We start from the raw sequence: 13,610 nt of genomic DNA, 5'->3' as shown, positions 1-13,610 counted from the left end.
TTTATTAATTGAATAAAAGTGACAAAAAATAAAAATGATAATTTTATCCATCTAGCATCTCCAGATATTCAGGAAGAAGATATATCCAATGTAATTAGGGTTTTACGTTCTGGGATGTTAGTTCAGGGCTTAGAAGTTGAGAAGCTGGAACATCAACTATCCACCTACCTTGGTATTCAGCACTCAATAATGGTAAGTAATGGGACTGCTACATTACACTTAATTTTAATAGCCTTGGGCATTGGGCCTGGAGATGAGGTAATAATTCCTGCTTTTTCATATATGGCAACAGCCAATGTAATTGAATTAGTTGGAGCCAAGCCTATTTTTGTCGATATAGAAAGTGATTCTTTTAATATTGATAAAAACCTTATTAAAGGAAAAATAAGCCCTGCAACCAAAGCTGTAATGATAGTTCATGAGTTTGGCCTTGCTGCAGATATGCACGAAATCAAATCTATTTGTGATACTCATGGACTTTTTCTAATTGAGGATGCTGCTTGTGCTTTAGGAGCTAAAGAGCATCAAAAATATGCTGGCACCATAGGCATAGCCGGTTCTTTTTCTTTTCACCCGCGAAAAGCCATTACATCAGGAGAAGGTGGAGCAATAGTTACTAACGATGCAGTATTGGCAGCAAAATTGCGAGCATTGCGAAATCATGGTATAGATTCGGAAAACAAGGAAAGTAAAATGGACTTTATTTATGCGGGCTTTAATTATCGTATGACAGATTTTCAAGCTGCCTTATTGAGTAACCAGTTGAAAAGAATCGAGTCAATTATCGAAAAAAAGCAAGAAATTGCTCGTAAATATATGGCAGAAATATCCAATCCTTTGGTTTTGTTGCCATCTTTCAGAAATAATAAATTCCATGCGTGGCAAACCTTTCATGTTTTGCTTCATAAAGCAGTAAATCAAGCGGATGCGATTAAATATTTTAAAGACAAGGGCATTGGGGTTAATTATGGTGCCCAATGCATGCCAGCCCAAACTTTCTTCAAAAATAAATACATTTGCGATAGCGAAGTAGAGTTTCCAAACGCGTACAAAGCATTTACACAAGGTTTGGCTTTGCCAATATATGAAAAACTAACTGCAGAACAAATTCATAGAATAATACATACAGTTAATCAATTCAAAATAAATGATCTATAACAAAAAAATATTTATTACAGGTGGTGCTGGTTTTATAGCCAACACCCTTATTAAACACTATGTAGAGAATAATAAAATAGTTGTTTACGATAATTTTCACCGCGATACACTAACAGGTAGTTCGATAGCAAATCATCCAAACATCATGATTATAAAAGGAGATGTTCTTGATTTTGAATTACTCAAAACAAGTATGGCCGGGGTAGACGTGGTGATTCACGCAGCAGGGATAGCAGGTATTGATACTGTTATTAAGAATCCTGTCCATACAATGCGTGTAAATATGATCGGTACATCAAATGCATTAGAAGCGGCAAGGATTAATAATGTTAAGGACAGGTTTGTAGATTTTTCGACTTCAGAAGTTTTTGGCTCAATGGCATTTCGTTCTTCTGAATCAGACGCAACAGTGGCTGGCTCTGCTGGTGAAGCACGGTGGACCTACGCTGTAAGTAAGCTTGCAGGAGAGCATTTGGCTCATGCCTATTATAGTCAATACAAACTACCCGTAGTAACTGTACGACCTTTTAATGTGTATGGTCCTGGTCAAACGGGGGAGGGAGCTATGCAGATATTTATAAAACGAGCACTTCAAAATCAAGATATTAAAATAGATGGAGATGGCAATCAAATTCGTGCTTGGTGTTATGTAGATGACTTTGTAGATTGTTTGATTCGCTGTATTGAAGACCCTAAAGCAATTGGGGAAAGCTTCAATTTGGGTAATGCACGTGCAGTGATTACCATATTAGGTTTGGCTCAAACCGTTTGCAGGGTGTTAAAATCAGATTCAAAAATTATTTTTGAACCGCCTCTCTCTGCTGATATAGCCATTCGGATTCCAAGTGTTGAAAAAACATGGCAAATACTCGGTTTTAAATCAAAAGTTGATTTAGATGAAGGAATTTTAAAAACCGCTGAATATTTCCAAAATCAAATTTAATATAACTGTGAAGCAACCAATTTGTATATTTCCATACAGTGGAACTGGAAAAGAAGCCTTGGATTGTTTCAATGAAAATCAGTATTGTGACGCTTTTATTAGTGATGATGAGAACTATATTGGTAAATCCTATTGTGGGATCCCTATTATCTCAAAACTAGATTTAGGACCCAATAAAAACATCTCCTTGGTACATGGCAGTCCAACGAGCTTTTTGAAAAGAGAGCAAGTCATAAAGGAGTTTAAAGAAAGCTATTCGTTTCAATCTGTTAACATTATTCATCCCTCAGCCCAGCTATCTAAAAGTGTAAAACTAGGCACTAATCTTCTCATAATGCAAAATGTTGTTATATCTCCAGATGTGATTATTGAAGATGATGTTATGATATTACCTAATACAACCATTCACCATGATTCTTATATTGGAAAGGGGAGTATCATTTGTGGGAATGTATTAATAGCAGGAAATGTTATAGTTAATTCATCTTGCTATATCGGTGCTGGATCAAATATAAAAAATGGTGTTACAATAGCTTCCAAAACACTTATTGGTATTGGTTCAAACGTTGTTAAAGATGTTATTTTAGAAAATTTAATACTAACCGGGAATCCAGCAAGAGTTGTACTAAAAAAATAATGAGTTGATAGAATATACCAAACAGAAAATTGATTGCGAAAATTTACAATCATAATTATTTAATTTACAATATATTATGATTCAAATTTTTCGCAGAATATTTTCTGTCCACTATAATAAACTAATAAGATTAAAACATGAAAAAAACAGAGAACTCTATATACTATAATTTTTCTGATTTTACTATTAATCACTATATAGATTTAATAAAAGGTAACTACTCAGGTACAAAGTTAAGCATTAGCTAATACTTGGAGAACGTTTAGATTTCTTTTTATAGCAGTATCAATAACTGATCTTAGGACTGCATAATATGAAGCACCTTGGTCTGACCTAAACTGACCGCTAACCTTGAGTTTTACCTTTACGTTTCTGATGGCTTGTTCGCTAAAGTTGTTGTCTGGTGGTACTTCCATTACTTTTAGAAAAGTAAGTAGATATTGTTGGTGTTTGTTTAGTCTTTTTTGTAAAGTATGTAGTTTTTTATCTTTGGAATGTATCTCTTTATTCAGTATGTGGTTTAGTGTTTTTTCAATTTGGTTGATTTGTGTTTCATAGTTGGCTTCAGCATTTGTAAGCATTATTTTTTTAGAGCCAAGGCTTTCCATATTAATTTAGTCAACTCGTAAGCCCATTTATTTCTCTTTTCAATAAAGTATTGTAATTCTCTAAGTATATGGCTTAGGCATATCTGACGTCCTTTTGCCCCTATGATGAAGTGTGCCTTCCAGCAATCATGGACCAATATAGTATTAACAAATCCTTCGCCAAAGTACTTCTCAATAGTTTCAAAGCCTCTATTTGATGAAACTACTATAAAGGTGACTAATCTTGTTTGCCATGCCCACAACCATCGCAACTTACCGTTTACCTTGCCTCCTGTTTCATCTGTTCCCACACAGCTACTTTGTTGTACCTCTTTTGTATTTCTTCATACTGTGGCATACATCTTTGTGCCAAAGACTTTATTTTATTGACAATTGTTCCTTCGCTGATGTTTAGATTGAATACGTCTGCAAACATCTCTCGTATTCTGGATACGCTCACATACTGTCTGGCTGAAAAGTATCCACATAATGTCTCAATGTTTCGACCATAACTTATCGGACTCTTTACATGGTCAGGAAAAGAACTGACACAACAAGCTCCACAACTACAACGTCTTTCGTACACCCTATGCTCATATGTTTGTATGGCAATGGGCGGTATGTCTAAGACTTTGTCGCCTTTCTTTCAATGTTGGAACATCGATATAAATTGTTCCGCATACTGGACACGTCTGGTCAATGTGATCAATTACCTCGGGTTCAGAGTGAAATTCTAATGTAGTTCCTTCGTGACCAGTTTGGCCTCCTGTTTTCTTGCCACTTTTTTGTCTGAGACTTTTTGTTGTTCTTTGTATATCCGTTGAGGAGGAAGTGAACTGTTTGAGCTATTCTTTTTATGACTCAATTCTATTATCCTTGCCTTTAATTTTTCGTTATCTTCTTTGGTAAGACGTAATTCTTCTTTGGTAAGACGTAATTCTTCTTTTACCTCGACCAATTCTTGGCGAAGCTGCTCAACTAAAACTAATATGGAAGATAAATTTTCGATATTTTCTTGATTTTAAATCAAGTTCTATATCAATACTTTAAGGTTGGTCGTACAAAGTTATAACTCTTTTTGTATTTTTACAACTTTATTTTTATGCTTTTATACCTGAGTAGTTACAATAAAAGAAACCAAGAAAAAATACAAATTTTCTTTTTATCATGATTTTGATAAGAATGAAAAATGTGTATTTTGGAGGCATGATATTGATTTTTCACCACATAGGGCATTAAGATTAGCACAGATAGAAGCTAATCAAGGAGTAAAATCAACTTTTTTCATACATTTAAATAGTGAATTTTATAATGTGTTGGAATATTCAATTACTCATATTATAAAGCAAATACTCCTTCTAGGACATGAAATTGGGGTTCATTTTGATGTAAAATATCATAATGTGATTAATGAAGTAGATATTGAAAAAAAGTTAATGTTTGAAAAACAGCTTTTGGAACAGATTTTTAATTCAAAAATCAAGACATTTTCTTTCCATAATACAAATCCGTTTACATTGAGTTGCAAAAAAGAATCTTATGCAAATCTTATTAATGTATATTCAGATTTTTTTATTAAAGAAATGGAATATTGTTCAGACAGTAACGGATATTGGCGCTATAAACGAATGATGGATGTTATAATAACATCGGATTCGAAACATTTACATTTGCTTACTCATCCTGAGTGGTGGACGGAGGATATTATGAGTCCATGGGAAAAGGTGCAAAGATGTTGTAATGGAAGAGCTATCAACAATCTAAATAATTATGAAAATCTTTTAGTTTCATTTAATTATAAAAATGTAGACTGGTGATGAAACAACACTACACTTTAGAAACGATAAAGGAAATTGTTTCTGTTTTAAAACTGAAATGTGGTAATGGAAAAAGTTATTTTACAAATGTCAAACCGATTCATGAAGCAAATTCTGAAAGTTTAGTTTGGGTTTCCCCTCAAAAACTTAATAAAGAAGAGATCATCAAAACATCAATGTCAAATTTTATTATTTGTGATATTTCTGTTGATTTCAGTCTAGTGCCAAAAGATAAAAACTACATTCTTGTAGAAAATCCAAGGCTAGCATTTTTAAGAATCGTGAAAGCACTATTTATAGAGACTAAAATAGTACATATTCACAATACGGCCGTTATAAATCCTCAAGCAAATATAGGTGCAAATGTTTCTATTGGACCAAATACTTATATAGGGAAATGTATAATAAGAGATAATACAGAAATACATGGGAATTGTTATATTTATGACAATGTGGTTATTGGTGAAAATGTCACAATACAAGCAAATACAACAATTGGGTCAGAGGGTTTTGGTTATCAAAAAAATGAGCAGAATCAATGGGAAAAATTTCCTCACATAGGAGGAGTTATTATTGAGGATTTCGTTGAAATTGGTGCTAATAATACCATAGATAGAGGGACAATTGGGGATACAATAATTAGGAAGTTTGTAAAAATAGATAACTTAATTCATATCGCTCATAATGTTGAAATTGGAGAAAATTCAATGATTATTGCTAACTCAATGATAGGCGGTAGCACTAAAATCGGAGCTAATACTTGGATAGCTCCTTCTTCGTCACTTCGAGATGGTTTAATGATTGGGAATAATGTAATTGTAGGTATGGGTGCTATTGTAACAAAAAACATTCCGGATAATGAGACTTGGGTAGGAAATCCTGCCCGTAAATTAAGATAAAAATGAAAATTTTATTTCTACCCGTGAATGTTGCTTCAATGCAAGCCATAACTGCCCAAGCTATGAATCAAATTGATGGAGTTGAAGCTAAATGCTTTACTTTTCAGGACCATATATACTTAACTAAAAATGAGAATACTTATTATTTCCCCAGAACTTATTCATGGAAAAATCCGATTAAGTTAATAAAAACAAAAATTCAATACAGAAGGAAATTAAAAGAATTTATTGATTGGGCAGACATCCTACATTATGTCGGATGTCCTGGATTAAAATCATATAGGGACTTAAAGTGGATAGTTAATTCAAATAAGAAAGTCTTCATTGAATTTGTTGGAAGTGAAATAAGAAATCCTGATTTACTTTTAAATTTAAATCCATATTATACAAAAGTGTTTCACGAAGGATACGAGTATAAATTACAAGAGTCAGGGAATAATAAAAAAATAGTTCAATTAAAATTCTCTGAGATTGGAGCAAAAGTTTTGGCGAATCCTGAAATGAAACTTTATGTAGATAATAATTTGTTGCCTGAAATTTTTAGCTTTAATAACAGAATTAATGTACGAGATTTTGTTCCCAAATTTCCAAGTAAACTCAATAATAAGCCCTTAATCGTTCATTCACCTTCCGCACCAATTGCAAAAGGTAGTCAAATTATTGCATCTATTATTGATAAATTAAAAATGCGGTTTGAATTCGATTTTATCATGTTACATAATAAACCAAGAACAGAAGTTCTTGACATTATGAAAAAATGTGATATATTTATTGATCAAATAATATGTGGCTCTTTCGGAATGGCAGCGTTAGAAGCAATGGCCAATTGAAAACCAACCTTATGTTACATAATGGATGAAGTGTATGACAATGGTTTGCCAAGAGACTGTCCAATTGTAAATGTCAATCCTGATACGTTAGAAGAAAAAATAATAGAATTAATTTGTAATTCTGAACTAAGGCACGAAATCGGAATTCAAAGTAGGAATTATGTCGAAAAATTCCATGATGTAAAAGTGCTAGTTAAGGATTTACTTAAAATATATAGAAGTTAGTTATTAGTATGTTTTAATCTATAAAGTTTTGTTTTTGCTAACCAAATATAAGTTGACTAGGGAGTTAGTTTGAAGGCCTTTATCATTCTTCTTGAGATTTTTAAATGTGATTTATCGTAAATTATAATTTATGTGTGGTATTGCAGGCATAATATCTTTTAATCATCCAACATCTGAGGTGGAGGTCAGAAAAATGACTGATGCAATTCAGCATCGTGGTCCGGACGGAGATGGTATCTGGCTTCATAACAGTAAACAAATTGGGTTAGGCCACAGGCGATTAGCGATTATTGATTTAAGTCCTTCAGGAGCTCAGCCTATGCATTATGCAAATGAGCGATTTACTATTGTCTTTAATGGTGAGATCTACAACTATATTGAACTTAGAGATCAACTTATAAGTAAAGGAAAGATCTTTAAAAGCCAGTCAGACACAGAAGTACTCCTGGCATTGTATGCTGAGAAGAAAGAGAATTGCCTTCAAGACTTGGATGGTATGTTTGCTTTTGCAATATGGGATGATATGGAGCAAAAGCTATTTTGTGCCAGAGACCGATTTGGCGAAAAGCCTTTCTATTTTTATAGAAGTAGAGACCGATTTGTTTTTGCATCTGAAATGAAAGCCCTGTGGGCAGTAAGTGTACCAAAAACAGTGAATCGGAATCACCTTTTTTATTATCTCAATTATGATATAGTTAGCAATCCTAATCATCCAGGTCATACTTTCTATAATGAGATATTTTCATTAGAGTCAGCTCATTATTTGACTATAGATTTAAAAGGAAATTTAGAAAAAAAATGCTATTGGGATATAGATTTATCCGTAAAGAGCAATATTACTTTTGATGATGCAAAAGAGCAATTTTTAGAATTATTTTCTCAGTCCATTAAGAGAAGACTAAGGTCAGATGTCCCTGTGGGTTCTAGTTTGTCTGGGGGTTTGGATTCTTCAGCTATTGTTGTCTTAGTCGATAGATTGAAAGAAGAAGGTCAGATTCAAAAAACTTTTTCAGCAAGATTTGCAAATTTTGAAAAAGATGAAGGCAAATATATTTCTCAAATAGTGGAAGCCACAAAAGTCAAAGATTATTATACATGGCCGGATGAGAACAAACTTTTGAATGATTTTGAAAAAATGTGCTATCACCAAGAGGAACCATTTGGGTCTGCTAGTATTTTTGCACAATGGGAAGTCATGAAACTGGCAAAGGAGCACGAAGTCACTGTACTTTTAGATGGCCAGGGAGCAGACGAGATTGGTGGAGGATATGAACATTATTACAGAAAATATTACGGTCAATTGTTTCGTGAAGATAGGACAAAATATGCTTTTGAAATGCAAATGCACGAAGCTTTTAAAGGTGTTAAATATCATCATTCTTTTTTAGATAAATTGATTTCAAAAAATCCTGACACTTTCCTAAAATTAAAGAATTATTCCTTAGTAAAGTATTTTATGAAAAACCCATTATTAAATACTGAGTTTTTTGCTAACCATTATGCCCTGACATACCCACATCAAGTAATGTTTGATTTAGCAAGAGATTTAAAATATAATACCTTGAATAGTGGACTTCCAGACTTACTTCGATATTGTGACAGAAACTCCATGGCATTTTCGCGTGAGGTAAGATTACCTTTTCTAAATCATAACCTTGTAGAGTTTATGTTTTCAATGCCAAGTCAATACAAAATAAAGGGAGGGGTAACTAAAATGCTTATCCGTGAATCTATGAGAGGTTTAATACCAGTAATTGTTTTGGACAGAAAGGACAAAGTAGGTTACGAACCACCTCAAAAGAAATGGTTTGAGTCCAGTATGTTTGATGAGATGATAAATGCATCGGAAGAAAAACTTATTAAAGAGAAGATTATAAAAAATAACAAAAGTCGTGAACCCGAAAATATTTGGAAAATATTAATGGCTGGTTATTATTATTAATATAATTGTGTAATTATTTGTTAAGTCAAAATAAAGAGTATCTAAATATTGGTTTTGGACAACCATTGATTACAAATTGGACAACCTTATATGGATATGGAATTTTAGGGTTTAAAAATGCAGATTGTCATTAATGAAAAAAATTTTAATGGTTTTGGATCATGAATTTCCTCACGATATACGTGTAGAAAAGGAAGCTAAATCTTTGATAAACAATGGTTATCAGGTCGTTATTGCATGTTTTACAAAACAAAACAGGCCGTTAAAAGACAATTATAAAGAAATAATCATTAACAGAATTAATATTTCTGAGTTTATGCATAAGACACACGTAGGATGTCTTAAGTTCCCTTTTTATTTTCAATTTTGGACTAAGTTTCTAAATAAGATACTCAAAAATGAGACGTTCCACTATATTCATGTTCATGATTTGCCATTAGCTAGAGTTGGACTGAATATGTCTAAAAAATATCATCTAAATTACATATTGGATTTGCATGAAAATTGGGCTGACCATTTAAGAACGGCTAGATATTCCAATACAAAATTGGGCAAACTGCTAAGTAATAATGAACAATGGGATAAATATGAAACAGAACAGGTGTTAAATGCGGATAAAGTAATAGTGGTCAATGAATTTATGAAAAAAAGAATAGAAGCAGGTTCTTCACGACAAACTGGTATATATACTGTTCCAAACTATCTTGACCTAAATTTCATTGATTTACAGAATTCTAATCAAAATGACCAAAAAGATGAACAATTGTGTCTAATGTATCTTGGAGGAATAGACGAAATTAGAGGTGTTGAAATTGTTATAAATGGCTATGAGATTTTTAGAAAAAGAAATCCACACAGTAAAGTTAAATTAAGAATTGTAGGTACCGGTAATCCAAATTATATTTCAAAGCTTAAACAACTGGCATTGACAAAGGATGACGTAATTAGAAGGGAAATTGAATTTGAAGATCCGGTTGCTTCTCATCTGGTATTTAATAAACTGAATGAAGCTGATATTTTGTTATTGCCGCATGTTAAAAACAAACAAACTGATAATTCTTCTCCAAATAAATTATTTGAATATTTATATGTAGGAAAGCCTGTTGTTTGCTCTAATTGTGATTCTTTAATTCCAATTATTCTTGAAAATAATGCTGGTAAGATATACGTTCATGACGACCCGGAAGATTTTGCATCAAAAATACAAGAATTGATTAACGAAAATTTGTTTGAATTTTATGCTGAAAATAATAAGCGGATTGTTTCGGATAGATATCATTGGGGTATAAGTGAAGCAAATCTATTAAAATGTTATGATGATTTTAATGCTTAATCAAGCCTAAATTTTATCCAAATTCGACTACGATAAGTATTGAAATAACTACTTTATTTTATTCATAAACAAATTTTTCATATCATAGAAAATTATGTGTGGCATAGCAGGATTTTTTGATAGCTCTTTGATATCATCGGTGAAAAAGGAATTAGGCAGCAAAATGTTGCAGCGTATCCGTCACCGTGGACCTGATGCCAGTAGTGCATATATCGATGATCAGGTGTGTTTGGGTCATAATCGACTGAGTATTATTGATCTGTCTGTTGAAGCAGATCAACCTTTTGTAGTGGATCAATGGGTGATGGTATATAACGGCGAAGTATATAATTATGTAGAAATTCGTAATGAGTTGCAAGCTTTAGGACACAAATTCCGCACTGCCAGCGATACTGAAGTGATCCTGAAATCTTTCATACAATGGGGTGATACATGTGTTGACAGATTTGTAGGTATGTGGGCATTTGTCATATATAATAAAAACTCGGGACAACTTTTTTGTTCGCGCGATCGATTTGGCATCAAACCTTTTTATTATATTCATCATGGTGAACAATTCTATTTTGCATCAGAAGTAAAAGCCTTTTATGATTTGCCTTTTTTTAATCCTGCATTAAATAAAAAGCAAGTCTTCAGGGGGTTAAATTTGGGCTGGATTTCTTATCATGATGAAACCTATTTCGAACAGGTAAAAGCCCTGCCACCAGCTCATAATTTAATTTTCAATAACAATACTATAGCATTGGATAGCTATTGGGTCTTGGAAAAAAAGGAACTTAACTTATCTTACAAACAGGCTGTTGATGCTTTCAAAGCTCAATTTTTTGAGACTGTCAGAATCCATTTGCGATCGGATGTTAAAGTAGGGGCTTGTTTGAGTGGAGGAATAGACAGTTCTTCCCTTGTGGCTACTATGTCCACTATAGATCCCATTCCTTTAGAGAGTTTTACTATTTATTATGAAGGACAAGATGCAGTTGATGAACGGCCATGGGTCAAAGAGGTCTTAGAAGCGTATCATAATGTACACCCTCATTACTTCACTCCTTCAGATGCTGATATTCAGCATGCTTTTTCAAAAATATTATACCACCAGGATGCTCCATTACCGGGTTCATCTCCCGTATCCCAATACTTTTTAATGCAACTGGCTGGTGAACATAAGATTAAAGTCGTCATGGATGGCCAGGGTTCAGATGAATACTTATTGGGGTATTTGCATTTTTATTATAGCATTTATGCCCAATTGTTTAAAAAGAGACAATTCAAAACCGCTTTAAATACCTTAAAAAATCATAAAAGGACACAAGGACTGAGCTTTAAAGAATTACTTGTAATCCTGGGAAAAAGTGGGGCAAAATACATTTTGGGAGAGCAGGGGTATAAACGTAAAGAATTTTCCGACAAATATCCCAATGTTTTAATAGATAAGGTAGAGCAAGATCTATGGCAAAGTTTTGATAACGGTGTGCCCGTAGATAGTGTTACACAAAATGCACTTTTTCTGGATACACTACCTTCTTTGCTTCATTTTGAGGATAGGAATTCTATGGCATTTTCCATTGAGTCAAGAGTACCTTTTCTGGATCATCGCCTGGTAGAAATGGCCTATAGTTTGCCATATACTTATAAACTGGATGATGGGATTACCAAAAAAATACTACGGGATGCACTTAAAGGTATTTTGCCGGAAAAAATAGCTCATCGTACAGATAAAAAAGGTTTTGTAACCCCTGGCGAAATAAAATGGTTAAGAGGTCCATTAAAACATCTTTTAGCAACTGAAAATTTAACACATTTGGGAGATCTTTGTAATCTTGATAAAGTATATGACTTAATCCATGAATTTGATAAGGGGGATAACACAAATGCCCAAATGGTTTGGAGGCTCATAGCACTCAATGAATGGCGAAAAACCATCCCGCAGTCATGAAAAAAGTACTAATCATCACCTATTATTGGCCCCCTTCAGGAGGTTCCGGTGTACAACGCTGGGTGAAGTTTACAAAATATCTCAGATCTTTTGGTTGGGAACCAATCATTTACACCGTGACAGATGGGGAGTTTCCTGTACTTGATCATAGTTTAGCAAAGGATATACCTGATGATGTGACAGTGATACGCAGGCCAATCTTCGAACCGTTCAGTTTATATAAAAAATTTACGGGTAGGAATAAGGAAGATAGGGTACAGGTTGGTATCATCGAACAGTCAAAAAGGGGGAGTTTGAAAGACAGGATAGCATTGTGGATCAGATCAAATGTTTTTATCCCGGATGCCCGCATGTTTTGGATCAGGCCTTCGGTACGATTTCTGAAAAAGTATCTGAGAGAAAACCCTGTACAAGCCGTGATTTCTACCGGGCCACCACATTCTGCACATCTTATTGCAATGAGGTTGAAAAATAAGTTGCATATACCCTGGATTGCTGATTTCAGAGATCCCTGGACTGAGATATACTACTTCAAGGATCTCGATCTTACTGCATATGCAAGGGAAAGACACAAAACACTGGAGCATGAAGTGCTTTCAAATGCTGATCAGGTACTTGTAGTCGGAAAAGGCATGCAGGATGGATTCCGCAAATTGGGAGTTGAAAGTATAGTACTGACCAATGGATTTGATGAAGATGATTTTCAGGATAAGATATTAAAAGATGAAATATTTACCTTTGTACATACGGGAAATCTTTTAAATTACGTGCATGTCCGCGCTTTGTGGGAAGCAGTGGTTGAATTGAAATCAGAAGGATTATTAAAACATTTTGAGATAAGACTGATCGGAAAAGTAGGAGATGACAAAGTCAGAGAGTTATCACAATTTCCAATTGCTGATCACATCAGATTTGTCTCCTACATACCACATGCCGAGATTACCAAAGCACAACAATCTGCCCATATCCTGATATTGCCATTGGAGTCAAGTACACCGGTGCTGACAGGTAAGTTTTTTGAATACCTGGGGTCAGGGACTGATATCCTGGCTTTAGGAGATGAAGTAACTAATTTTGAAGTAAAAAACATTTTATCAAAGTCTCCCGGAAGTATTTTTCTGAATCATTATGACAAAGAAAACATTAAAAAGTATATTAAATCCAAATACGAAAATCCTGATGTAAATATACCGTCCAGGCCAAATTTTGAAAACTTCAGCCGCAAATCCCTGACAAAGACACTTGCCGGTATTTTGGATGATTTGGACATTAAATGAATTTGGCGGACAATGATAACTTCTGTAAT

14 protein-coding genes are annotated in these 13,610 nt (G+C 33.8%); 10 read left to right on the top strand and 4 right to left on the bottom strand.

The annotated features are described in order from the left end of the window. Positions 1–45 precede the first annotated feature (45 nt). Genes IPK35_18525 through IPK35_18515 form a run of 3 tightly spaced genes read left to right on the top strand, consistent with a single transcriptional unit; the run spans position 46 to position 2,738 of the window. The gene (locus IPK35_18525) at positions 46–1,158 is read left to right on the top strand and encodes a DegT/DnrJ/EryC1/StrS family aminotransferase (protein MBK8055209.1); all 1,113 of its coding nucleotides are present in this window, start codon (positions 46–48) and stop codon (positions 1,156–1,158) included. Next, entirely contained in the window at positions 1,148–2,101 is a 954-nt protein-coding gene (locus IPK35_18520; GenBank protein MBK8055208.1) for an NAD-dependent epimerase/dehydratase family protein, read from the top strand. Before IPK35_18525 ends, IPK35_18520 begins: the two co-directional genes overlap by 11 nt. Before the next feature lie 7 nt (positions 2,102–2,108). Then, a complete protein-coding gene (locus IPK35_18515) occupies positions 2,109–2,738 on the top strand; it encodes an acetyltransferase (GenBank protein MBK8055207.1) in 630 nt (209 codons plus the stop codon). A gap of 233 nt (positions 2,739–2,971) precedes the next feature. Here the strand turns inward: IPK35_18515 and IPK35_18510 are convergent, their stop codons facing one another. The 4 genes from IPK35_18510 to IPK35_18495 all read right to left on the bottom strand — a co-directional run bounded on the left by IPK35_18510 (position 2,972) and on the right by IPK35_18495 (position 4,283). After that, a complete protein-coding gene (locus IPK35_18510) occupies positions 2,972–3,319 on the bottom strand; it encodes a transposase (GenBank protein MBK8055206.1) in 348 nt (115 codons plus the stop codon). After that, positions 3,319–3,636 carry a transposase gene (locus tag IPK35_18505; GenBank protein MBK8055205.1) on the bottom strand — a complete coding sequence of 106 codons (318 nt, stop codon included), beginning with the start codon at positions 3,634–3,636 and terminating at the stop codon, positions 3,319–3,321. Before IPK35_18505 ends, IPK35_18510 begins: the two co-directional genes overlap by 1 nt. Continuing rightward, positions 3,606–3,911, bottom strand: coding sequence for a hypothetical protein (locus IPK35_18500; protein ID MBK8055204.1), 306 nt, complete (start codon positions 3,909–3,911; stop codon positions 3,606–3,608). The genes IPK35_18505 and IPK35_18500 overlap by 31 nt, the downstream gene beginning before the upstream one ends. Positions 3,912–4,058: 147 nt before the next feature. Beyond that, positions 4,059–4,283, bottom strand: a complete 225-nt coding sequence (locus IPK35_18495) for a hypothetical protein (GenBank protein MBK8055203.1) — start codon at positions 4,281–4,283, stop codon at positions 4,059–4,061. 358 nt (positions 4,284–4,641) lie between these two features. On the opposite strand from IPK35_18495, the gene IPK35_18490 reads away from it, so the two are divergent. From IPK35_18490 to IPK35_18460, 7 genes are all read left to right on the top strand, one after another. Further along, a complete protein-coding gene (locus IPK35_18490; GenBank protein ID MBK8055202.1) occupies positions 4,642–5,142 on the top strand; it encodes a hypothetical protein in 501 nt (166 codons plus the stop codon). After that, positions 5,142–6,041: a UDP-3-O-(3-hydroxymyristoyl)glucosamine N-acyltransferase gene (locus IPK35_18485; GenBank protein ID MBK8055201.1), complete on the top strand. Its 900-nt coding sequence runs from the start codon at positions 5,142–5,144 to the stop codon at positions 6,039–6,041. The genes IPK35_18490 and IPK35_18485 overlap by 1 nt, the downstream gene beginning before the upstream one ends. Before the next feature lie 2 nt (positions 6,042–6,043). Further along, positions 6,044–6,871 carry a hypothetical protein gene (locus IPK35_18480; GenBank protein ID MBK8055200.1) on the top strand — a complete coding sequence of 276 codons (828 nt, stop codon included), beginning with the start codon at positions 6,044–6,046 and terminating at the stop codon, positions 6,869–6,871. A 355-nt stretch (positions 6,872–7,226) separates the two neighbouring features. Continuing rightward, positions 7,227–9,038, top strand: coding sequence for an asparagine synthase (glutamine-hydrolyzing) (gene asnB, locus IPK35_18475; GenBank protein ID MBK8055199.1), 1,812 nt, complete (start codon positions 7,227–7,229; stop codon positions 9,036–9,038). A 133-nt stretch (positions 9,039–9,171) separates the two neighbouring features. Further along, positions 9,172–10,371, top strand: a complete 1,200-nt coding sequence (locus IPK35_18470; protein MBK8055198.1) for a glycosyltransferase — start codon at positions 9,172–9,174, stop codon at positions 10,369–10,371. A 94-nt stretch (positions 10,372–10,465) separates the two neighbouring features. Next, positions 10,466–12,304: an asparagine synthase (glutamine-hydrolyzing) gene (gene asnB, locus IPK35_18465; GenBank protein MBK8055197.1), complete on the top strand. Its 1,839-nt coding sequence runs from the start codon at positions 10,466–10,468 to the stop codon at positions 12,302–12,304. Further along, the gene (locus tag IPK35_18460; protein ID MBK8055196.1) at positions 12,301–13,581 is read left to right on the top strand and encodes a glycosyl transferase family 1; all 1,281 of its coding nucleotides are present in this window, start codon (positions 12,301–12,303) and stop codon (positions 13,579–13,581) included. The genes asnB (IPK35_18465) and IPK35_18460 overlap by 4 nt, the downstream gene beginning before the upstream one ends. Positions 13,582–13,610: the final 29 nt, after the last annotated feature.

It is taken from the genome of Saprospiraceae bacterium (assembly GCA_016713025.1).
In the GTDB taxonomy this organism is placed as follows: domain Bacteria; phylum Bacteroidota; class Bacteroidia; order Chitinophagales; family Saprospiraceae; genus OLB9.
Note: the sequence above shows the minus strand (reverse complement) of the source record. Positions and strands in the feature narration are given on the sequence as shown.